The sequence below is a fragment of the Pseudomonas sp. 1 R 17 genome (genome assembly GCF_900067035.1).
Lineage (GTDB): Bacteria > Pseudomonadota > Gammaproteobacteria > Pseudomonadales > Pseudomonadaceae > Aquipseudomonas > Aquipseudomonas marginalis.
Window position 1 is genome coordinate 104,502 of sequence record NZ_FKLB01000034.1, and the last position, 22,364, is coordinate 126,865.

The window sequence follows — 22,364 nt, forward strand, 5'->3', positions numbered from 1 at the left end:
TTTTCGCCGGTGGTGTCCCCAAATCGAGGGTGACCAAGCATGCAAGAAAGCGTGATGCAGCGCATGTGGAACAGCGGCTATCTTTCAGGTGGTAACGCTGCCTATGTGGAAGAGCTTTATGAGCTCTACCTGCACGACCCTAACGCTGTGCCAGAAGAATGGCGCACCAAATTTCAGACGTTGTCTTCAGACGGCAACGCTGCCACCGATGTATCGCACGCAACAATTCGCGATCAGTTCGTGCTGCTGGCAAAGAACCAGCGCCGCGCCCAGCCGGTTTCCGCCGGCAGCGTGAGCAGTGAGCACGAGAAGAAGCAAGTTGAAGTACTGCGACTGATCCAGGCCTACCGGATGCGTGGCCACCAGGCGGCCCAGCTTGACCCGCTGGGGCTCTGGCAGCGTCCTGCACCTGCAGACCTGTCGATCAATCATTACGGCTTGACCAATGCCGATCTTGATACGACCTTCCGTGCCGGCGACCTGTTCATCGGCAAAGAGGAAGCGAGCCTACGCGAAATTCACGAAGCGTTGCAGCAGACATATTGCCGCACCATCGGCGCCGAGTTCACGCACATCACCGATTCCGAGCAACGCCACTGGTTCCAGCATCGCCTGGAAGGCGTGCGTGGCCGTCCGGTATTGTCCGCCGACGTGCGCAGCCACCTGCTTGAGCGCGTGACCGCAGCCGAGGGCCTGGAAAAATACCTGGGTACCAAATACCCGGGCACCAAGCGTTTCGGCCTGGAAGGCGGCGAGAGCCTGATTCCGATGCTCGACGAGCTGATCCAGCGTTCCGGTTCCTACGGCACCAAGGAAATCGTGATCGGCATGGCCCACCGTGGTCGCCTGAACGTGTTGGTCAACACCTTCGGCAAGAACCCGCGTGAGCTGTTCGACGAGTTCGAAGGCAAGAAGAAGGTCGAGCTGGGTTCCGGTGACGTTAAATACCACCAGGGCTTCTCGTCCAACGTGATGACCACCGGCGGTGAAGTTCACCTGGCCATGGCGTTCAACCCATCCCACCTGGAAATCGTTTCTCCAGTGGTCGAGGGTTCGGTCCGTGCTCGCCAGGATCGTCGTAACGACACTACCGGTGAAAAGGTCCTGCCGATTTCCATCCACGGTGACGCGGCATTCGCCGGTCAAGGCGTGGTCCTGGAAACGTTCCAGATGTCGCAGACCCGCGGCTTCAAGACCGGCGGTACCGTTCACATCGTCATCAACAACCAGGTTGGCTTCACCATCAGCAACCCGTTGGATGCGCGTTCCACCGAGTACGCCACCGACGTTGCCAAGATGATCCAGGCGCCGATCCTCCATGTGAATGGCGATGATCCGGAAGCCGTGCTGTTCGTGACCCAACTGGCTGTCGACTACCGCATGCAGTTCAAGCGTGACGTGGTGATCGACCTGGTTTGCTACCGCCGTCGCGGTCACAACGAAGCCGACGAGCCAAGCGGCACCCAGCCGTTGATGTACCAGCAGATCACCAAGCAGCGCACCACCCGTGAGCTGTATGCCGAAAGCCTGACCAAGGCCGGTATCGTTGACGATGAACGGGTTCAGGCGAAGATCGATGAATACCGCAACGCGCTGGACAATGGTCTGCATGTCGTAAAAAGCCTGGTCAAGGAGCCGAACAAAGAGCTGTTCGTTGACTGGCGTCCGTACCTGGGTCACACCTGGACGGCGCGTCACGACACCTCGTTCGATCTGAAGACCCTGCAGGAACTGTCCGCCAAGCTGCTGGAAATCCCGGATGGCTTCGTGGTGCAGCGCCAGGTTGCGAAGATCTACGAAGACCGTCAAAAGATGCAAGCCGGCGGCCTGCCGATCAACTGGGGTTATGCCGAAACCATGGCGTACGCGACCCTGGCGTTCGAAGGTCACCCGATCCGCATGACCGGCCAGGACATCGGCCGTGGTACGTTCTCGCACCGTCACGCGGTACTGCACAACCAGAAAGACGCGGGCACCTACATCCCGCTGCAGAACCTGTACGAAGGCCAGCCGCGTTTCGACCTGTACGATTCGTTCCTGTCCGAAGAAGCCGTACTGGCGTTCGAATACGGTTACTCGACCACCACGCCGCAGGCGCTGGTGATCTGGGAAGCCCAGTTCGGCGACTTCGCCAACGGTGCCCAGGTGGTTATCGACCAGTTCATCACCAGCGGCGAGCACAAGTGGGGCCGTCTGTGCGGTCTGACCATGCTGCTGCCACACGGTTATGAAGGTCAGGGGCCGGAGCACTCCTCGGCCCGTCTGGAGCGCTACCTGCAGCTGTGCGCCGAGCACAACATCCAGGTGTGCGTGCCGACCACCCCGGCGCAGATCTACCACTTGCTGCGTCGCCAGGTGATCCGCCCGCTGCGCAAGCCGCTGGTAGTGCTGACCCCGAAATCGCTGCTGCGTCACAAATTGGCCATCTCGACCCTGGAAGATCTGGCGGATGGTTCGTTCCAGACCGTGATTCCAGAGATCGATACGCTGGACGCGGCCAAGGTCACTCGCCTGATCCTGTGCAGCGGCAAGGTCTACTACGACCTGCTGGAAAAACGCCGTGCCGAAGGCCGCGAAGACATCGCCATCGTGCGTATCGAGCAGCTTTACCCGTTCCCGGAAGATGACCTCATGGAGATCATCGCGCCTTACACCAACCTCACCAATGTGGTGTGGTGTCAGGAAGAACCGATGAACCAGGGCGCTTGGTACAGCAGCCAGCATCACCTGCGCCGCAGCATCGGTAACCACAACAAGGCCCTGGGCCTGGAATACGCCGGCCGTGATGCTTCCGCTGCACCTGCGTGTGGTTATGCGTCGATGCACGCCGAGCAGCAGGAAAAACTGCTGCAAGATGCTTTCACTGTTTAACGCCTTCGCGCTGACTGAAACCGAATTTTAAGGACCCACAGATAATGGCTATCGAAATCAAAGCCCCGTCATTCCCGGAATCGGTTGCCGATGGCACCGTTGCCACCTGGCACAAGAAACCAGGTGAGGCCGTCAAGCGTGACGACCTGATCGTCGACATCGAGACCGACAAAGTCGTGCTGGAAGTGTTGGCCGAAGCTGACGGCGTGCTGGGCGCAATCGTTGCCGAAGAGGGCGCTACCGTTCTGTCGAACCAGGTACTCGGCTCGATCGAAGAGGGCAGCGCTGCCGCTGCTCCTGCTGCCGCTGCTGCACCGGCCGCTGCCTCGGCACCTGCTGCCGCTCCGGCTGCGGGTGGCGAAGATCCAATCGCTGCACCGGCTGCTCGCCAGTTGGCCGAAGAAAACGGCATCAACCTGGCTTCCATCAAAGGCACCGGCAAAGACGGCCGTGTGACCAAGGAAGATGTGGTTGCTGCTGTTGAAGCCAAGAAAAACGCTCCGGCTGCCGCGCCTGCCAAGGCTGCTGCCCCGGCTGCCGCTGCGCCTGTGTTCGCTGCCGGCGACCGCACCGAGAAGCGTGTACCGATGACCCGCGTGCGTGCCACCGTGGCCAAGCGCCTGGTTGAAGCACAGTCGAACATGGCGATGCTGACCACTTTCAACGAAGTCGACATGACCGAAGTCATGGCCCTGCGTTCGAAGTACAAGGATCTGTTCGAGAAGTCCCACAACGGCGTGCGCCTGGGCTTCATGTCGTTCTTCGTGAAAGCGGCCACCGAAGCGCTGAAACGCTTCCCGGCAGTCAACGCTTCCATCGACGGCGGCGACATCGTTTACCACGGTTATGCAGACGTCGGCGTTGCCGTGTCCAGCGACCGTGGCCTGGTGGTTCCGGTCCTGCGTAACGCCGAACTGATGAGCCTGGCCGAAATCGAAGGCGGCATCGCCGGCTTCGGCAAGAAAGCCCGTGACGGCAAGCTGACCATCGACGAGATGACCGGTGGTACCTTCACCATCACCAACGGTGGTACCTTCGGTTCGATGATGTCGACGCCGATCGTTAACCCGCCACAAGCCGCGATCCTGGGCATGCACAACATCATCCAGCGTCCGATGGCCATCAACGGCCAAGTCGTGATCCGCCCAATGATGTACCTGGCGCTGTCTTACGATCACCGCCTGATCGATGGTAAAGAAGCCGTGACTTTCCTGGTGACCATCAAGAACCTGCTGGAAGACCCGGCTCGTCTGCTGCTGGATATCTGATAGAAGCAGCTGCAGGTCTCAAGTGACAGATTGCCGGATAAGGCAGTTGGGCTTGGGGCTTGCGGCTTGAAAGCTTGCTGCTAAATAGAGGAACTATTTTCATGTCGCAGAAATTTGACGTTGTAGTGATTGGTGCGGGTCCTGGCGGCTACGTTGCCGCCATCAAGGCCGCACAACTGGGCCTCTCGACTGCTTGCATTGAAAAATACACCGACAAGGAAGGCAAACTGGCACTGGGCGGTACTTGCCTGAACGTCGGTTGCATTCCTTCCAAGGCGCTGCTGGACAGCTCCTGGAAATTCCACGAAGCCCAGGACGGCTTCGCGATCCACGGCATCAACCATGCCGGCGTGACCATGGACGTGCCAGCAATGGTCGGCCGTAAAGCCAACATCGTTAAAGGCCTGACTTCCGGCGTTGCGACCTTGTTCAAGGCCAACGGCGTGACTTCCCTGCAAGGCCACGGCAAACTGCTGGCCGGCAAGAAAGTTGAAATCACCAAGCCGGACGGTTCGGTAGAAATCATCGAAGCCGAGAACGTGATCCTGGCCCCAGGTTCGCGTCCAATCGACATTCCACCGGCTCCGGTTGACCAGAACGTGATCGTTGATTCGACCGGCGCCCTGGAATTCCAGGCCGTGCCTAAGCGCCTGGGCGTGATCGGCGCTGGCGTCATTGGCCTGGAACTGGGTTCGGTCTGGTCCCGCCTGGGTTCCGAAGTGACCGTGCTGGAAGCCCTGGACACGTTCCTGCTGGCTGCTGACACCGCAGTCTCGAAGGAAGCGCTGAAAACCCTGACCAAACAAGGTCTGGACATCAAGCTGGGCGCTCGCGTGACCGGCTCTAAGGTTAATGGCGAAGAAGTCGTCGTGACCTACACCGACAAGGATGGCGAACAGACCATCACTTTCGACAAGCTGATCGTGGCCGTTGGTCGCCGTCCAGTGACCACCGACCTGCTGGCTTCCGACAGCGGCGTGAACATCGACGAGCGTGGCTTCATCCACGTTGACGATCACTGCGCTACCACCGTTCCGGGCGTCTACGCCATTGGCGACGTGGTTCGCGGCATGATGCTCGCGCACAAGGCTTCCGAAGAAGGCATCATGGTTGTCGAGCGCATCAAGGGTCACAAGACCCAGATGAACTACGACCTGATCCCATCGGTTATCTACACCCACCCGGAAATTGCATGGGTCGGCAAGAACGAACAGCAGTTGAAAGCTGAAGGCGTTGAAGTTAACGTCGGCACCTTCCCGTTCGCCGCTTCTGGCCGTGCCATGGCAGCCAACGACACCGGTGGTTTTGTCAAAGTCATCGCTGATGCCAAGACTGACCGCGTATTGGGCGTCCACGTGATTGGCCCAGGCGCAGCAGAACTGGTTCAGCAGGGCGCGATCGGTATGGAATTCGGCACCAGTGCCGAGGACATCGGCATGATGGTCTTCTCCCATCCGACCCTGTCCGAAGCGCTGCACGAAGCCGCGTTGGCAGTGAATGGCCATGCCATCCACATCGCCAACAAGAAGAAGCGCTAAGCGAGATAATAAGAAACCACGGCGGAGTTGCCCGTCGTGAGCCTTGCGCGCAAGACTCACCGCGGAATATCCGCTGGACGCAGTCTTGCGCAGCTTTACGGGCCTTGAGCCCCGCAAGTTGCGCAAGCAGCAGTCACAGGTGGCGCGGCACTCATAATGAGCGCAGCGCCGAATGCGCAGTACCTAACGAAGACGGTAAAAAGCATGAATCTTCACGAGTATCAGGGTAAGCAGCTGTTCGCTGAATACGGCCTGCCAGTTTCCAAGGGCTACGCAGTAGACACCCCGGAAGCAGCAGCAGAAGCTTGCGACAAAATCGGCGGCACCGAGTGGGTTGTCAAAGCCCAGGTCCACGCTGGTGGTCGCGGTAAAGCGGGCGGCGTTAAGCTGGTTCGCAGCAAAGAAGACGCCAAGGCCTTCGCACAGCAGTGGCTGGGCAAGCGTCTGGTGACTTACCAGACTGATGCCAATGGCCAGCCAGTCACCAAGATCCTGGTTGAATCGTGCACTGATATCGCTAAAGAGCTGTACCTGGGCGCTGTCGTTGACCGTTCGAGCCGTCGCATCGTGTTCATGGCTTCCACCGAAGGTGGCGTGGACATCGAGAAGATCGCTCACGAAACCCCAGAAAAAATTCTGAAAGCCACTATCGACCCACTGGTTGGCGCCCAGCCATTCCAGGGTCGCGAGCTGGCTTTCCAGCTGGGCCTGGAAGGCAAGCAAGTTGCCCAGTTCGCCAAGATCTTCGTAGGTCTGGCCAAACTGTTCCAGGATCACGATCTGGCCCTGCTGGAAGTGAACCCGCTGGTGATCAAGGCTGACGGCGATCTGCACTGCCTCGACGCCAAGATCAACATCGACGCCAACGCCATGTACCGTCAGCCTAAGCTGAAGACTTTCCACGATCCGTCCCAGGACGATCCGCGCGAAGCGCACGCTGCCAAGTTCGAACTGAACTACGTAGCCCTGGAAGGTAACATCGGTTGCATGGTCAACGGTGCCGGCCTGGCCATGGGTACCATGGACATCGTCAACCTGCATGGCGGCAAACCAGCCAACTTCCTCGACGTGGGCGGTGGTGCTACCAAGGAACGCGTAACCGAAGCCTTCAAGATCATCCTGTCCGACTCCAACGTCGCTGCAGTACTGGTCAACATCTTCGGCGGCATCGTTCGTTGCGACATGATTGCCGAAGGCATCATCGGCGCAGTGAAAGAAGTCGGCGTTAAAATCCCGGTTGTTGTTCGCCTTGAAGGCAACAACGCTGAACTGGGCGCTAAAGTACTGGCAGAAAGCGGTTTGAACATCATCGCGGCTACCAGCCTGACCGACGCTGCTCAACAAGTTGTCAAAGCTGCGGAGGGCAAATAATGAGCGTCCTGATCAATAAAGACACCAAAGTTATCTGCCAGGGTATTACCGGTTCGCAAGGTAGTTTCCACACCCAGCAAGCCATCGAATACGGCACCAAGATGGTTGGCGGCGTAACCCCGGGCAAAGGCGGCACCGAGCACCTGGGCCTGCCAGTGTTCAACACCGTGAAAGACGCTGTAGCTGCCACTGGCGCCACCGCCAGCGTGATCTACGTTCCAGCTCCTTTCTGCAAGGACTCGATCCTGGAAGCGGCATTCGGCGGCATCAAGCTGATCGTGTGCATCACCGAAGGCATTCCTACCCTGGACATGCTGGACGCTAAAGTTAAGTGCGACGAGCTGGGCGTAGTCCTGATCGGCCCTAACTGCCCAGGCGTGATCACTCCAGGCGAATGCAAGATCGGCATCATGCCAGGTCACATTCACTTGCCAGGTAAAGTCGGTATCGTTTCCCGTTCCGGCACCCTGACCTACGAAGCTGTGAAGCAAACTACTGACGCCGGTTTCGGTCAGTCGACTTGCGTCGGCATCGGCGGTGACCCGATCCCGGGCTCCAACTTCATCGATATCCTGAAGCTGTTCCAGGAAGACCCGAAGACCGAAGCGATCGTGATGATCGGTGAGATCGGCGGTTCGGCTGAAGAAGAAGCGGCTGCCTACATCAAGGCACACGTGACCAAGCCGGTTGTTTCCTACATCGCTGGTGTGACTGCCCCTGCGGGCAAGCGCATGGGCCATGCTGGCGCAATCATCTCTGGCGGCAAAGGCACTGCAGACGAGAAATTCGCTGCACTGCAAGACGCAGGCGTTAAAACCGTGCGTTCGCTGGCAGACATCGGCAAGGCCTTGGCCGAGCTGACCGGTTGGGCTGTCAAGTAAGCCTCGCGCTTAGCTGACGCTTTACCAGCAAAGGCCACCTTCGGGTGGCCTTTGTGCATTCTGCAGATTGTTGACGATTCAAATGTGGGAGGGGGCTTGCCCCCGATTGCAGTGCATCAGCCAGCTGATGTGGGACTGACGCACCGCTATCGGGAGCAAGCCCCCTCCCACAATTTTGTTTGTATTGCCAAATTAAGTATGAAAACGCGACATCGAGATGTCGCTTATCGGACAGTACGCCCCGCAACAGTGCGTTTGTCAGGCTAATTCTGTACCCTAGCCGCCTCTTTATGCGTCCGCCTCCCAAAAGGAAGCTGCGCGCTAGACCGGTCGGTGCCCATAAGGGCCGGCAGCATTTCCCTCATCCATAGGGAATCCCTCTCTAAATTCCGATTCAGTAGTGTGGTATTTCCTCAAATGAAAGTGTTGAAAAGCCAGGACATCCTGGCGTTGGGCTTCATGACCTTCGCCCTGTTCGTGGGCGCCGGCAACATCATCTTCCCGCCTATCGTTGGTTTGCAGTCCGGGCCTCATGTCTGGATGGCGGCGCTGGGCTTCCTGATCACCGCCGTTGGCCTGCCGGTGGTCACCGTGATCGCCCTGGCCAAGGTCGGTGGCGGCATGGACGCGCTGAGCAGCCCGATCGGCAAGATCGCCGGTGGCCTGCTCGCGGCGGCGGCGTATCTGGCGGTAGGGCCGCTGTTCGCCACCCCGCGTACCGCGACCGTGTCGTTTGAAGTGGGCCTGGCGCCGCTGACCGGCGAAAGCCCGCTGGCGCTGTTCCTCTACAGCTCGGTGTATTTCCTGGTGGTGTTCTTTGTCTCCCTGTACCCAGGCCGACTGCTGGACACCGTGGGTCGCTTCCTGGCGCCGCTGAAGATCATCGCCCTGGCCATCCTCGGCATTGCCGCGTTTGCCCTGCCGGCAGGTGAGGTGGGTGTCGCCACCCCGGAATACGTCGCCGCACCGTTTTCCCAGGGCTTTATCAATGGCTACCTGACCATGGATACCCTGGGGGCGCTGGTGTTTGGCATTGTGATCGTCAATGCGATCCGTTCCCGTGGTGTCGAATCGCCCAAGCTGATCACCCGCTACGCGATCATTGCCGGGTTGATTGCCGGCGTCGGTTTGGCGCTGGTGTATGTCAGCCTGTTCCGCCTCGGGTCGGGCAGCCATGAAGTCGCTGCCGGCGCTGCCAATGGCGCCGCAGTGCTGCACGCTTATGTTCAGCACACCTTCGGTTCCCTGGGCAGTGGGTTCCTGGCTGTATTGATCTCCCTGGCATGCCTGGTCACTGCCGTCGGCCTGACCTGCGCATGTGCCGAGTACTTCAGCAAAATCCTGCCGCTGTCCTACAAGACCCTGGTAGTGATCCTGGCGCTGTTCTCGCTGTTCGTGTCGAACCTGGGCCTGACCAAGCTGATTGCGTTCTCGATCCCGGTACTCACCGCGATCTACCCGCCGTGCATCGTGCTGGTGGCCTTGAGCTTCTGCAAAGACTTCTGGCAGGAACAGGGCCGTATCGTCGGGCCGGTGATGCTGGTGTCGTTCATCTTTGGTTGCATCGACGCGCTCAAGGGCGCAGGCCTGGCAGGCTGGATGCCTTCGCAGCTGGCGAACCTGCCGCTGAGCGAGCAAGGCCTGGCGTGGCTGGTGCCGTCGGTGATGACGCTGGTTGTGGCGGTCGTCATTGATCGCATGCTGGGTAAGCGCAGCGAAGCCATCGCATAACAAGCGGGTTTCATGCAGTACGGAAATGCCTCGTATCAATCGATACGGGGCATTTTTTTTGAGCGCAAGGCAGTGTCTTTTTCTTTGCGCTAACGTCGAACAGACGCAAAAAGTTTCTCAATCTTCTTTCTGCAAGGACCCGCATGTCGTTCGTCGAAGCCAATCAGATCCACCTGCTTGCCGCCCTCTGGTTCATCCTGTGCTGGGGCGGCTACACCCGTTATGCCACCTGGAAAGCCCGAGACACCGCGTGCCTGGCCAGCGTGCTGCATTTGTATCGCGAGGACTGGATGCGCCGCATGCTGCTGCGTGACAACCGCATCGCCGATGCCAGCGTGATCGGCAACCTGGAGCGTAATGCCTCATTCTTCGCCTCCAGCACCTTGATCATCCTCGCCGGCATTCTCACGGTGCTGGGGGCTTCCGAGCGGGCGGTGTCATTGCTGGCGGACATACCCATGGTGCAGCAGGCCTCCCAGGGCATGTCGGAGATCAAGCTGCTCTGCCTGGCGCTGGTCTTCGTGTATGCCTTCTTCACCTTCAGTTGGTGCATGCGCCAGTACAACTTTGCCGCGGTGCTGGTCGGGTCGGCACCGATGATCGGTGAACGGCATGTGTCGGAGCAGGAGCGCAAGGCGTTTGCCCTGCGTGCGGCGCGGGTGATCTCCATGGCCGCCAACCAGTTCAACTTTGGCCTGCGTTCTTATTACTTCGGCATGACCATGCTGGCGTGGTTCGTCAGCCCCTGGTTGTTCATGTTGATGAGTGCCGGGGTGGTGTTTGTGTTGTATCGCCGGGAGTTTCATTCCGACGTACTGCAAGTGATGGTGTATACGCAGACGGATACACCGATGCCTGAGCCCGCCAAAGAGGAGATTTAATGCGTGACGCGCTGAGTTAAAACAACAGGCAAAGTAAAGCCCGCTCTATAAGCGGGCTTTCTTTTTATTGCAGCGAAGCTATTTCATGCAGCGGTATCAGGAACCGGTGGCAGGAGTAGCTGGTGCTGCTTCTTTTGCGGCGGCTTCGTTCGATTCAGCCTGAGCTTTGGCAGCATCGGCGTTTTCTTTCGCAGCGTCGTTCACTTTATCCTGAGCTTTCGCCATGTCTTTTTGAGCTTGCTCAGAATGCGCTGCGGCATCTTGGGCTTTGTCTTCGGATTTCTTGTCGCAAGCAGCGAGACCGAGGGCAGCGGCCAACATCATGGAAATAGCTAAAGTCTTACGCATGGGGTGTTTCTCCTTAGTGAAGATATCTACTGGCCTTTCGAGCATGGCCGTTCAGCATTAGTTCCTTTTATTCCACAGATATATAAACAACGACCTCAAAGGAACTTTCGCCCGCACCGTCTATTTCGCCCATCAACACTAATAAGAGTCTGCAACGAATGACCGAAAATCCCTTGTTAGAGCGCGCGACGCGCTTTGTCTCGGCCTTGCGCCATTGTCAGGTGCTGGGTATCAGCGTTCATCATGCCAGCGAGGAGGGCATCACGTTGGCCATGCCTTACGCCCCGCAGTTGGTGGGTGACCCCCAGACCGGCGTGATCCACGGTGGCGCTTTGACATCCTTGATGGACACTGCCTGCGGCATGGCCACCCTGTGTGTCCTGCCGGAGTTCGAGGTGTGCCCGACCCTGGACCTGCGTGTCGACTATATGCATCCCGCCGAGCCGCATAAGCCGGTATATGGTTTCGCCCAATGCTACCGGGTGACCACCGACGTGATCTTCACCCGTGGTTTTGCCTACCAGGACGATCCGCAACAACCCATCGCCCATGTGGTGGGCACTTTCATGCGCATGGGCAAGCGTCTCAAGGGCACCCACGGGTTGGGGCGCGCGATCAAGGGAGAGCAGGCATGACCCATCGATTCAAGACCCGCCTGGAACAGGCTCATCAGCGCGGCAACTACGAGGCGCTGCTGGACCTGATCCCCTACGCCAAACTGATCGGTATCGAATGCACCCGGCTGGGGGATGAATTGCTGTTTCGCCTGCCGGCCCACAAGGACAATATTGGTAACCCCATATTGCCGGCGCTTCACGGCGGGGTGATTGCCGGCTTCATGGAACTGGCAGCGGCGTTGCACCTGCTGGTGTTTACCGGAGCGCCTGGCCTCCCGAAAATCATCGATTTCTCCCTCGATTACCTGCGCGCCGGCCAGTTTCGCGACACTTACGCCAAATGCCAGGTGTGGCGCCAGGGCCGACGGGTGGCGAATTTGGCGATCACCGCCTGGCAAACCACCGCCGCCGAGCCCATCGCCACCGCCCGTGCGCATTTCAAGATCGAGGACGTGGTCCGCCCTTGAAATCCTGCTCTTAGCCCCCAACTTTGATGACAACCCGCCGCCAACCATTCAGGGCGCGGCCACTGCCATCCAATTGGAGTTTGATGACCATGAGTGTGGAAACTCAAAAGGAAACCCTGGGCTTCCAGACCGAGGTGAAGCAACTGCTGCACCTCATGATCCATTCGCTGTATTCCAACAAGGAAATCTTCCTTCGCGAATTGATCTCGAACGCCTCTGACGCTGTCGACAAATTACGTTTCGAAGCCCTGTCCAAGCCTGAACTGCTGGAAGGCGGCGCGGAACTGAAAATCCGTGTGAGCTTCGACAAAGACGCCAATACCGTCACCCTCGAAGACAACGGTATCGGCATGAGCCGTGAAGATGCGATCACCCACCTGGGGACCATCGCCAAATCCGGTACCGCCGACTTCATGAAAAACCTGTCCGGCGACCAGAAGAAAGATTCGCACCTGATCGGCCAGTTCGGTGTGGGCTTCTACTCGGCCTTCATCGTGGCCGACAAGGTTGAAGTGTTCAGCCGTCGTGCCGGCCTTGACGCCAGCGAAGGCGTGCACTGGGCTTCCAAGGGCGAGGGCGAATTTGAAATCGCCACCATCGACAAGGCTGACCGTGGTACCCGCATCGTCCTGCACCTCAAATCCGGTGAAGACGAGTTCGCCGACGGCTGGCGCCTGCGCAATATCATCAAGAAGTACTCCGACCATATTGCCTTGCCGATCGAGCTGCCGAAAGAACAAGCGGCTGCCGAAGGTGAAGAGAAGCCTGCCCAGGAATGGGAAACCGTCAACCGCGCCAGTGCCCTGTGGACCCGTCCGCGTACCGAGATCAAGGACGAGGAATACCAGGAGTTCTACAAGCATATCGGCCACGACTACGAAAACCCGCTGAGCTGGAGCCATAACAAGGTCGAAGGCAAGCTGGAATACAGCTCGCTGCTCTACGTGCCGGCCCGTGCGCCGTTCGACCTGTACCAGCGTGAAGCGCCAAAAGGCCTGAAGCTCTACGTGCAGCGCGTGTTCGTGATGGACCAGGCGGAGTCGTTCCTGCCGCTGTACCTGCGCTTTATCAAGGGTGTGGTCGACTCCAATGACCTGTCGCTGAACGTGTCGCGGGAAATCCTGCAAAAAGACCCGATCATCGATTCCATGAAGTCGGCGCTGACCAAGCGCGTACTCGACATGCTGGAAAAACTGGCGAAGAACGAGCCAGAGCAATACAAGGGTTTCTGGAAAAACTTCGGCCAGGTCATGAAAGAAGGCCCGGCGGAAGATTTTGCCAACAAGGAAAAAATCGCCGGTCTGCTGCGCTTTGCTTCCACCCAGGGTGAAGAGGGCGAGCAGGTGGTGTCCCTGGCCGAGTACCTGGCACGTGCCAAGGAAGGCCAGGACAAGATTTACTACCTCACCGGCGAAACCTACGCACAGGTCAAGAACAGCCCGCACCTGGAAGTCTTCCGTAAGAAAGGCATCGAAGTGCTGCTGCTGACCGACCGTATCGATGAGTGGCTGATGAGCTACCTCAACGAGTTCGACGGCAAATCCTTTGTCGACGTGGCCCGTGGCGACCTGGACCTGGGTAACCTGGACTCCGAGGAAGAGAAGAAAGAAGCCGAGGAGGTCGCCAAGGCCAAAGAAGGCCTGGTTGAGCGGATCAAGGCGTCCCTGGGCGATGCCGTCAGCGAAGTGCGGGTTTCCCACCGTCTGACCGATTCCCCGGCGATCCTGGCCATCGGCGAGCAGGACCTGGGCATGCAGATGCGCCAGATCCTCGAAGCCAGCGGCCAGAAGGTCCCGGACTCCAAGCCGATCTTCGAATTCAACCCGGCTCACCCGTTGATCGAGAAACTCGACGGCGAGCAGAGCGAAGAGCGCTTTGGCGACCTGTCCCACATCCTTTTCGACCAGGCGGCCCTGGCCGCTGGCGACAGCCTCAAGGACCCGGCCGCCTACGTGCGCCGACTGAACAAGCTGTTGGTTGAACTGTCGGTTTGATACCGTTGTAGAAAAACCCGCTTCGGCGGGTTTTTTCGTTTGTAGGAGCGAGCTTGCTCGCGAAAAAACTGCGGGCGGCGCTGGGTGTCAGGTTGCCCGCGTGATCGTTGAGGTTCTTCGCGAGCAAGCTCGCACCTACAGCCTATTTCCGTTCTAGTGATCTTCAACTGGAGAAAATGATGAGCCAAGTCACTGTGCGTTCCGTGGTCTATCAGATTGATGGCCAGTCTTATGAAAGCCGCCTGGCGTTCGATGCCAGCCAAAAGAACCCGCTGCCCGGCCTGCTGATGGCGCCGAACTGGATGGGGGTGAGTGCGGGTGCCGAGGAGATCGCCAAGAGCGTTGCCGCCAAGGGCTACGTGGTGCTGATCGCCGACCTCTACGGGCAAACCGTGCGCCCGTCGAATGGCGATGAAGCCGGCGCCGCAATGATGCCGTTGAAGAATGATCGCCCGTTGCTGAACAAGCGCATGCAGGCTGCCCTTGAGCAGCTGCAGGGCCAGACCGAAGCGGCAGTGGACACCTCGAAGCTGGCCACCTTTGGTTTCTGCTTCGGCGGTTGCTGCTCCCTGGAGCTGGCACGTACCGGTGCGCCATTGAAGGCTGCCGTATCGTTCCACGGCACCCTCGACACGCCGAACCCGGCAGACGCGAAAAACATCAAGGGTCCAGTGCTGGTACTGCACGGTGCTTCCGACCCGTTGGTGCCGAAAGAGCAACTGCCGGCGTTCGAAGATGAAATGAACGCGGCCGGCGTGGATTGGCAATTGCTGAGTTACGGCGGTGCGGTGCATTCCTTCACTGACCCGGATGCCAATGTGCCGGGCAAGATGATGTATGACGCCAAGACCGCTGCACGGGCGTTCCGGTCGATGCATAACTTGCTGGATGAAGTGTTCAAGGGCTGAATCTTCAGCGCCTGTTCCGGCGTCATCGGGGGCTTGCCCCCGATAGCTATCTCACCGGCAACTCAATTCTTTCAGTTTCACCCGGCACCGTCGGCCAATCCCCAGCGGCCCAGCGTTGCCTGGCCTGCTCGATCTTCAACGGATCGCTCGCGACAAAATTCCAATTGATCCGCCGTGGCCCATCCAGCGGTGCTCCGCCAAACACCACCAACTGGCAATCGCTCTCGGCGAACAGGGTCATTGCCTGCCCGGCCGGCAATACCACCAGGCTGTGCACCTCAAGCCGCTCACCCTCCAACTGGGCTTCACCCTCCAGCACATACACCGCGCGTTCCTCGTGCTCGTCAGGAATCAGCAGGGTCGTGGCCGTTTGCATGTGTACATCTGCATACAACGTAGGCGACAGCACCGGCACCGGTGATTTGAGGCAGAAGCCACTGCCGGCGATCAGGCGAATCCGCACGCCCAGGTTGTCACTCACCGGCAGGCTCGCTGCAGGGTGATGGCTGTAGTGTCCCGGCCCCGCTTCGTGGTCCTTGGGCGACGCCAGCCACACTTGCAGGCCATGCATGCTGAAACCGTGGGCCTTGAGTGCCTCGGGTGTGCGCTCGACATGGGCGATTGCACCGCCTGCAGTCATCCAGCTGACATCGCCGGCCTCTACCACTTGATCCGACCCCAGGCTGTCCTTGTGCTGCAGTGCGCCTTCGAACAGATAGGTGAGGGTGGACAGGCCGATATGCGGGTGCTGGCGGATGTTCATGCCGCTGCCCGGTGCATAGCGGGTCGGCAGCATATGGTCGAAAAACACAAAGGGCCCGACGCTGCGACATTCCCGCGAGGGCAGCGGGCGCAGGATCGGCTGGCCTTCGACATCTTCGGGGCGTGGGCGGATCACGGTGAGGGTGGTCATGGTGCGTCCCAGTCTGAGCGGGTTGTAGGGTAATGAGCATAACCCGCTCGACGGGAGGTTGCCGCTATTGGCTGAACGCGCCTTCAGAGAGGCGGGTTTCGATGGTGACCTCGGCGGTGGTCATCAGCTTGTGTACCGGGCAGCGATCGGCCACACGGTGCAGCTCGTCGCGCTGTTCGTCGGTGAGTACGCCCTTGAGCGTCAGCTTGACGTTGAGCCTGTATTTGCCCTTTTGCTCTTCGCTGGCGTCGTGGGTGACTTCCACGGTCACGCCGGTCAGGGGGATGTCTTTTTTCTGGGCATAGAGCTTGACGGTCAGCGCCTTGCACGATGCCAGCGCGGCGTCGAAGTAATCGTGGGGGGAGGGCGCCGAGTCGTCACCACCCAGGCTCTTGGGCAGGTCGGTAAACAGCTCGTGGTTATTGATATTGACGCTGTGGCGGAAGTTGTCGGCGTTCAGCGTATTGACGGTAACAGGCATGGCAAACCTCACGGGTTGGCAGAAGGAAGGTCATGCAGTTATAGAGCATGCTGGCACGGGGGTGTTCCACATTTTTTTGCCGGCTGAACCCCGGTACGACACGCAAGGTCTACCGGTATTCGCCCTTATCGAGGTTATACCGTGCCCTGGACCCGCTTGAGTCTCGCCCTGTTGCTCGCCGCCAACAGTCTTGCCGCGCAGACTCGCGACTATGCCTACAGCGATGCCCACCTGCATTACGTGGATTTCTTCCAGGAAACGGCGGGGATGGACACGTTGCTCAAGGCGATGGCAGAAAATCGCATCGAGCATGTCATGATTTCCGGCATTCCCGTCGCAAAGAAATGGCACGAAGACGAGCCCAAGCGCCCGCGCTACTACACCGGTGATGACGCGGATGCCTATTGGTACAGCGCCACGGACGTGATTGTTGCCGCAGCGGTAAATAAACTGACACCTGAACAGCGCCAGCACTTTCATCCATTTCTGTCCGGCTTCAACCCCAATGACAAGAATTCGGATGCCCATATCCAGCGCATGCTCGACCTCAACCCGGGGCTGTGGCAGGGCATCGGTGAAGTGTTTACCCGTCACGACGACCTTACCGCCCTCACATCGGGGGATACCCCGCGCGCCAACAACGAGGCCATGACGCGCATCTATCACCTGGCGGCGGAAAACGACTTGCCGGTGATGCTGCACTCCAACATCACCTCCAAGCGCGAGCGTAACCCGCTGTACCTCGCCGAAGTGGAAGAGCCGCTGCGCAACCACCCGCACACCCGCTTTATCTGGGCTCACGCCGGCACCAGCAAGGAAATTCACCGCCACCAGGTGCAAATGGACTTTTTGCTACCCACCTTGAACCGTATGCTCGAGGCTTACCCCAACCTGTATATCGACCTGTCCTGGAGCATGCTCACGCCGTACTTGCTGGATGATGGGGGCAAGCCTCGGCCGGAGTGGGTAACGCTGGTGGAGCGCTTCCCGGAGCGCTTTATGCTGGGTTCGGATGTCGTCGGGCGTTTCAACAAGCTGGGTGAGGAAATGCACCGCTTTGATGTCTTCCTTGATGCATTGCCTGAGGACGTTGCCCACAAAGTGGCGAGGGACAACTTCCTGGCCATCCTGCCTAAACCTCGCGGCGATGAGGGTGCGCGTTGATATTGCGTTTTCGTCTCACGCAAATGCGGTTGCGGTCTCAAATCCCGTCGCCCATAAAAAAGCCCCGAACCAGTCGGGGCTTTTCATGTGATCAACCTGCGGGGCTCACTTACCCTGCCAGCGTTTCAGCACCAGGGTGGCGTTAGTGCCACCGAAGCCGAAGCTGTTGCTCATCACGGTGTCGACTTTGACGTTTTCAACCGTCTTGGTCAGGATCGGCATATCGGCGACGACCGGGTCGATCTCGTCGATGTTGGCCGAACCGGCCATGAAGTTGCCTTCCATCATCAGCAGGCAGTAGATCGCTTCGTGAACGCCGGCGGCGCCCAGGGAGTGACCCGACAGGCTCTTGGTGGAGCTGATGGCTGGGGCTTTGTCGCCGAATACCGCGCGTACACCTTCCATTTCCTTGGCGTCGCCGACCGGAGTCGAGGTGCCGTGGGTGTTCAGGTAGTCGATCGGGGTATCCACGGTGGACATGGCCATCTGCATGCAACGGATGGCGCCTTCACCGCTTGGCGCAACCATGTCGTAGCCATCGGAAGTGGCGCCGTAGCCGACGATTTCCGCGTAGATCTTGGCGCCACGGGCCAGGGCGTGCTCCAGCTCCTCGACCACCACCATGCCGCCACCGCCGGCGATGACGAAACCGTCACGCTTGGCATCGTAGGCGCGGGAGGCCTTTTCCGGGGTTTCGTTGTACTGGGTGGACAGGGCGCCCATGGCGTCGAACAGGAACGACTGGCTCCAATGTTCTTCTTCGCCGCCGCCGGCGAACACGATGTCCTGCTTGCCCAGTTGGATCTGCTCGACGGCGGTACCGATGCAGTGTGCACTGGTGGCGCATGCGGAGGAGATCGAGTAGTTCACGCCCTTGATCTGGAACGGCGTGGCCAGGCAGGCCGAAACGGTGCTGCCCATGGTCCGCGTGACACGGTACGGGCCAACGCGCTTCACGCCTTTTTCGCGCAGGATGTCCAGCGCTTCCATCTGGTTGAGGGTCGATGCGCCGCCGGAGCCGGCGATCAGGCCGGTGCGTACGTTCGATACCTGGTCTTCGCTCAGGCCGGAGTCGGCGATGGCGTCTTTCATGGCCAGGTAGGCATAGGCGGCAGCGTGGCCCACGAAGCGATAGATCTTGCGATCGATCAGTTCTTCGAGGGGCAGGTCGATGGAGCCGGAAACCTGGCTACGCAGACCCATTTCGGCATATTCCGGGTTGAAGCGGATGCCAGGGCGACTTGCACGCAGGTTAGCGGTGACGGTCTCTTTGTCATTGCCCAGGCAAGAAACGATGCCCAGACCAGTGATAACGACGCGGCGCATGCGGATAACCCTTAAAAGTTGTCAGTGGAAGTAAATACGCCGACCCGAAGGCCTTCGGCAGTATAGATCTCGCGACCGTCGACAGTCACCGAACCGTCGGCGATGGCCAGGTTCAGCTTGCCCTTGAGGACGCGCTTGATTTGAATGTTGTAGGTGACTTTCTTGGCGGTCGGCAGGACCTGGCCGAAGAACTTCACTTCGCCCGAACCCAGGGCGCGGCCACGGCCTGGCAGGCCTTGCCAGCCCAGGTAGAAGCCGACCAGTTGCCACATGGCGTCGAGGCCCAGGCAGCCAGGCATGACAGGGTCACCTTCGAAGTGACAGGCGAAGAACCACAGGTCCGGGGTGATATCCAGCTCGGCGACCAATTCACCTTTGCCGTACTTGCCACCCTCTTCGCTGATATGGGTGATGCGATCCACCATCAGCATGTTCGGGGCGGGCAGTTGCGCGTTACCTGGGCCGAACAGCTCACCGCGACTGCAGCGCAGCAGGTCTTCCCGAGTAAAGGCGTTTTGTTTGGTCATGCGAGCTCCTCAATAATCCCATGCGGCAGGGTAGGGCAAATCTTCCCGAACCGAATGAAGCGTTCATGCCTCATGTCGGCAGCCTACACATAGACTATTGCGTTGTAGTGAAAGTCACAGCGGCAAGGTACTGAATGTACACTTGTTCACTGAAATTTTAAACCGAGCCTGTTTATGGGCCCGTTCGGGTGCCTAAGACTGCCGCACTTTCGTCTTTCACGCCAGTCGGAGTTGGCTAGTGGCGCGCCGCTATTGCACCCAGCGCTGCAGGATTTGCTGCAGATCCGTGCGTTTGAACGGCTTGGCCAGGTAATCGTTCATTCCAGCCGCAAGGCAGGCTTCCCGGTCGCCCTGCAAGGCGTTGGCCGTCAGGGCGATGATCGGCAGGTCGGCGCAGCCGGGCAGTTGGCGAATCTGCCGGGTGGCTTCATAACCGTCGATCAAGGGCAGGCGACAATCCATCAGGATCGCGGTGAATATCAGGCTCTCGGCACTGCGGATCGCCTCGGCGCCATCGGTGGCCAGGCTGACTTCAAAGCCCAGGCTGCGCAGCATGGCTTCGACCACGGCGCGGTTGACCGGATTGTCCTCCACCAGCAACACATGGCGACCCTCGCCGGCGCTGTGCTTGCCCTCGGCATCCAGGGCGATCGACGGCTGGCTGTGGGGGTCGATGGCCAGCGGGATCTCCAGGGTAAACACCGAGCCACGGCCTTCTTCGCTCTGCGCGCGCAGCGTGCCACCCATGCGTTCGGCCAGGGTACGGGCGATGGGCAGCCCGAGACCGGTACCGCCGTAACGTCTTGAAATGGAACTGTCGGCCTGCTGGAACGCATCGAACATCAATTCCAGGCGCTCGGCGGAAATCCCGATGCCGCTGTCACGCACGGTGCAGGTGAACCACACCAACTCATGGTCGAGCACCTGCCAATGGGGCTCGACGCTGACGGTGCCGTATTCGGTGAACTTCAAGGCATTGCCGATCAGGTTCACCAGGATCTGGCGGATCCGCGTCGGATCGCCCTGTACCCGCAGTGCGTCCATGCCGGGCGGAATCGGCAGCTTGAGCGCCAGCCCGCGCTGCTGGGCGCTGTGCTGGAAGGCCTGGGCGCAACTGTTGATCAGGTCGGCCAGGTTGAAGGGGATATGTTCCAGCTCCAGGGCCGCGCGTTCGATGCGCGAGAAGTCGAGAATGTCGTTGATCACCTTGAGCAAATGCTCGGTGGATTCGGAGGCCAGCGCCGCGTATTCGGTCTGTTCCTCGGTCATGTCGGTGGTTTCCAGCAGTTGTAGCATGCCCAGTACACCGTTCATCGGCGTGCGCAGTTCGTGGCTCATCATGGCCAGGAAGTCTGACTTGGCGTTGTTGGCCCGCTCGGCCTCTTCGCGGGTCTGGATCAACTGGGCAATGGCCTGCTGTTGTTCGCGGCTGGCCTGGTTGAGGCCTTCGGCGAGGTTGTTGATATGCCGCGACAGGTCGCCCAGCTCCGAGTCATCCACAATCGGCAGCGGCGTCTTGTAGTCGCCCTGCTGGATGGCCTTGACCGCATTGCCCATGGCGCTGATCGGTTGCGACAGGCTCGCCGCCAGGCGCCGGGCGAGCAGGAACGTAAACAGCAGGGCGAACAGCGCGAGGATACCGGCCTTGAACAGGATCTCCTGCTGGCGCTGGCTGAAGGCGTCATTGGACATGCCGACGATCACCCGGCCCAGATAGTCCGCGCGGGGGGCCTTGGGTTCGTTAAGGTTGTCCTGGAAAAAGTCGTTGCCCAACTGGATATGCTGCAGGCGGATCGGCGCCTGGAACACTTTGACCGACAGCGCGCGGTCGTGTTTCTCCGCGGGTTGCTCGACGTACACCAGGATATTTTCGCTGCTGTCCTGAATCTCCAGGAAGCGCACATGGGGCGTGGCCAGCGTGGCGCGCAGCAGGCTGTCGAGCACATCGTTGTTGCCCGAGATCACCCCATATTCGGTGGCGGGTGCCAGTTGGTTGGCGATCAATTGGCCGGTGTGGTCCAGTTCCTGGCGCAGGTCCTGGATACGCACGAAGGTGAAGAAGCTGATCAACAGCAACGTCAGCAACAGCGCCGGGCCCAGGGTTATGAGCTGGGTGCGGGTATTGATGTCCCAACGACGACGCAAGGTCATGGGCGTTTTTCTCCTTCGGCCATTCGGGCGGCGACGCTGGCTTCGTCCACCTGTTCGATGCCCAGTGAGCGTGCGACCTGCGCGTTGCCCACGACTTTGAAGTGGTCGGGGTACAGCGCGCGTGGCCAAGCGGCCGGCGGCTGGTCGAGCAAACGATCGAGTACCGCCAGCCAATCGTCCTGGTCGCTGTAGGTGCTGGCGAGGCTGCCGGCGCGCACAAACCCTGCATTGGGCCCGAACAGCGGCAATTGCTGGGCGTAGCTGCTCAGCAGCAGGTTTTTAGCGGTCTTCGGGTTGTACAGCTGCGGGTCATCGAGGCCGAGCAGCACGTCGCTGCTCCTGAACAGGGTTTGCAGCGGGCGACTGTCGTTAGTGTTGTCCCAGCGCTGCGGCACGATCTCCAACTCCAGGGACGCCGCGTGCTGGCGCAATTCGGGCAGCAGGAATTCACTGTCGGTGCCGTAGAGCACACCGATGCGCCGTGCCTGGGGCAGGACGCTGCTGATCAGGCGCAGCTGCCGCTCCAGCGGCGGGTCGCTCCACAACAGGCTGACCCGCGCGTGCCGTGAGGCCTCCGGGCGCTGATGGGCTTGTAGCCGACTGATGCGCAGTACCAGCGTCGGCGGCCCTTGGGTATCCCGCAGGCGCCAGTCGAGGCCGGGCAGGTCGAGCAGGATCAGGCGCGTGCCGGCGGGCAGGTGGCTGGGTGCCGGCAAGGCCGCAAGGGACGTGAAGGTGACGCGGTCTTCGGGGCGTTGCCGGGCCAGCGCCTGGGTAAAGGCCTGCACCCCGGCGCCGTCTTCGGCGGCGGTCAGCAGGATCTCGGCGCTCCACGCCGGTGCGCACAGCAACAGGCCGGCCAGCAGCCCGGCAAGTCGCCGCAACTTATAGATAAAGAAGGAGGTCATCCGTGACGAGTCGCCCATC

General features: G+C 59.8%; 19 protein-coding genes. 12 read left to right on the forward strand and 7 right to left on the reverse strand.

What is annotated here, in order from left to right:
- Positions 1-39 precede the first annotated feature (39 nt).
- The 7 genes from BFP99_RS11170 (at position 40) to BFP99_RS11200 (ending at position 10,541) form a co-directional block, all read left to right on the forward strand.
- Entirely contained in the window at positions 40-2,871 is a 2,832-nt protein-coding gene (locus BFP99_RS11170; RefSeq protein ID WP_065924488.1) for a 2-oxoglutarate dehydrogenase E1 component, read from the forward strand.
- A 44-nt stretch (positions 2,872-2,915) separates the two neighbouring features.
- Entirely contained in the window at positions 2,916-4,139 is a 1,224-nt protein-coding gene (gene odhB / locus BFP99_RS11175) for a 2-oxoglutarate dehydrogenase complex dihydrolipoyllysine-residue succinyltransferase (protein WP_065924489.1), read from the forward strand.
- A 101-nt stretch (positions 4,140-4,240) separates the two neighbouring features.
- On the forward strand, positions 4,241-5,677 hold the full coding sequence (gene lpdA / locus BFP99_RS11180; protein WP_065924490.1) for a dihydrolipoyl dehydrogenase: 1,437 nt from the start codon (positions 4,241-4,243) through the stop codon (positions 5,675-5,677).
- A 204-nt stretch (positions 5,678-5,881) separates the two neighbouring features.
- The gene (gene sucC, locus BFP99_RS11185) at positions 5,882-7,048 is read left to right on the forward strand and encodes an ADP-forming succinate--CoA ligase subunit beta (RefSeq protein ID WP_003233235.1); all 1,167 of its coding nucleotides are present in this window, start codon (positions 5,882-5,884) and stop codon (positions 7,046-7,048) included.
- Positions 7,048-7,929 (forward strand): succinate--CoA ligase subunit alpha, encoded by an 882-nt coding sequence (gene sucD, locus BFP99_RS11190; RefSeq protein ID WP_003172813.1) that lies wholly within the window; start codon positions 7,048-7,050, stop codon positions 7,927-7,929. Before sucC ends, sucD begins: the two co-directional genes overlap by 1 nt.
- A 417-nt stretch (positions 7,930-8,346) precedes the next feature.
- Positions 8,347-9,660, forward strand: a complete 1,314-nt coding sequence (gene brnQ, locus BFP99_RS11195; RefSeq protein WP_065924491.1) for a branched-chain amino acid transport system II carrier protein — start codon at positions 8,347-8,349, stop codon at positions 9,658-9,660.
- Between the two features lie 143 nt (positions 9,661-9,803).
- Positions 9,804-10,541: a DUF599 domain-containing protein gene (locus BFP99_RS11200; RefSeq protein ID WP_027607062.1), complete on the forward strand. Its 738-nt coding sequence runs from the start codon at positions 9,804-9,806 to the stop codon at positions 10,539-10,541.
- Positions 10,542-10,637: 96 nt separating this feature from the next.
- Here the strand turns inward: BFP99_RS11200 and BFP99_RS11205 are convergent, their stop codons facing one another.
- Entirely contained in the window at positions 10,638-10,889 is a 252-nt protein-coding gene (locus BFP99_RS11205; protein ID WP_010211724.1) for a hypothetical protein, read from the reverse strand.
- Positions 10,890-11,047: 158 nt separating this feature from the next.
- Here BFP99_RS11205 and BFP99_RS11210 point away from each other — a divergent pair, with 158 nt between their 5' ends.
- From BFP99_RS11210 to BFP99_RS11225, 4 genes are all read left to right on the forward strand, one after another.
- Positions 11,048-11,524, forward strand: coding sequence for a PaaI family thioesterase (locus BFP99_RS11210; protein WP_065924492.1), 477 nt, complete (start codon positions 11,048-11,050; stop codon positions 11,522-11,524).
- Complete coding sequence (locus tag BFP99_RS11215; protein ID WP_065947271.1) at positions 11,521-11,973, forward strand: PaaI family thioesterase; 453 nt, start codon at positions 11,521-11,523, stop codon at positions 11,971-11,973. Before BFP99_RS11210 ends, BFP99_RS11215 begins: the two co-directional genes overlap by 4 nt.
- A gap of 89 nt (positions 11,974-12,062) precedes the next feature.
- The gene (htpG, locus tag BFP99_RS11220) at positions 12,063-13,967 is read left to right on the forward strand and encodes a molecular chaperone HtpG (protein WP_065947272.1); all 1,905 of its coding nucleotides are present in this window, start codon (positions 12,063-12,065) and stop codon (positions 13,965-13,967) included.
- 179 nt (positions 13,968-14,146) lie between these two features.
- Entirely contained in the window at positions 14,147-14,875 is a 729-nt protein-coding gene (locus tag BFP99_RS11225; RefSeq protein ID WP_065924495.1) for a dienelactone hydrolase family protein, read from the forward strand.
- Between the two features lie 46 nt (positions 14,876-14,921).
- Here the strand turns inward: BFP99_RS11225 and BFP99_RS11230 are convergent, their stop codons facing one another.
- Together BFP99_RS11230 and BFP99_RS11235 are read right to left on the reverse strand one after the other, a co-directional pair.
- Positions 14,922-15,788 carry a pirin family protein gene (locus tag BFP99_RS11230; RefSeq protein WP_065947273.1) on the reverse strand — a complete coding sequence of 289 codons (867 nt, stop codon included), beginning with the start codon at positions 15,786-15,788 and terminating at the stop codon, positions 14,922-14,924.
- Positions 15,789-15,852: 64 nt separating this feature from the next.
- Positions 15,853-16,269: an OsmC family protein gene (locus BFP99_RS11235; RefSeq protein ID WP_065924497.1), complete on the reverse strand. Its 417-nt coding sequence runs from the start codon at positions 16,267-16,269 to the stop codon at positions 15,853-15,855.
- Between the two features lie 141 nt (positions 16,270-16,410).
- Here BFP99_RS11235 and BFP99_RS11240 point away from each other — a divergent pair, with 141 nt between their 5' ends.
- Positions 16,411-17,433: an amidohydrolase family protein gene (locus BFP99_RS11240; RefSeq protein ID WP_065947274.1), complete on the forward strand. Its 1,023-nt coding sequence runs from the start codon at positions 16,411-16,413 to the stop codon at positions 17,431-17,433.
- A 105-nt stretch (positions 17,434-17,538) separates the two neighbouring features.
- Here BFP99_RS11240 and fabB read toward each other — a convergent pair whose 3' ends face one another.
- The 4 genes from fabB to BFP99_RS11260 form a co-directional block, all read right to left on the reverse strand.
- Positions 17,539-18,759, reverse strand: a complete 1,221-nt coding sequence (fabB, locus tag BFP99_RS11245) for a beta-ketoacyl-ACP synthase I (RefSeq protein WP_027607070.1) — start codon at positions 18,757-18,759, stop codon at positions 17,539-17,541.
- A gap of 11 nt (positions 18,760-18,770) precedes the next feature.
- Positions 18,771-19,286: a 3-hydroxyacyl-[acyl-carrier-protein] dehydratase FabA gene (gene fabA / locus BFP99_RS11250; RefSeq protein ID WP_003210552.1), complete on the reverse strand. Its 516-nt coding sequence runs from the start codon at positions 19,284-19,286 to the stop codon at positions 18,771-18,773.
- 249 nt (positions 19,287-19,535) lie between these two features.
- Complete coding sequence (locus tag BFP99_RS11255; RefSeq protein ID WP_065947275.1) at positions 19,536-21,437, reverse strand: ATP-binding protein; 1,902 nt, start codon at positions 21,435-21,437, stop codon at positions 19,536-19,538.
- A complete protein-coding gene (locus tag BFP99_RS11260; protein ID WP_065947276.1) occupies positions 21,434-22,363 on the reverse strand; it encodes an ABC transporter substrate-binding protein in 930 nt (309 codons plus the stop codon). Before BFP99_RS11260 ends, BFP99_RS11255 begins: the two co-directional genes overlap by 4 nt.
- Between the last annotated feature and the right edge of the window lies 1 nt (position 22,364).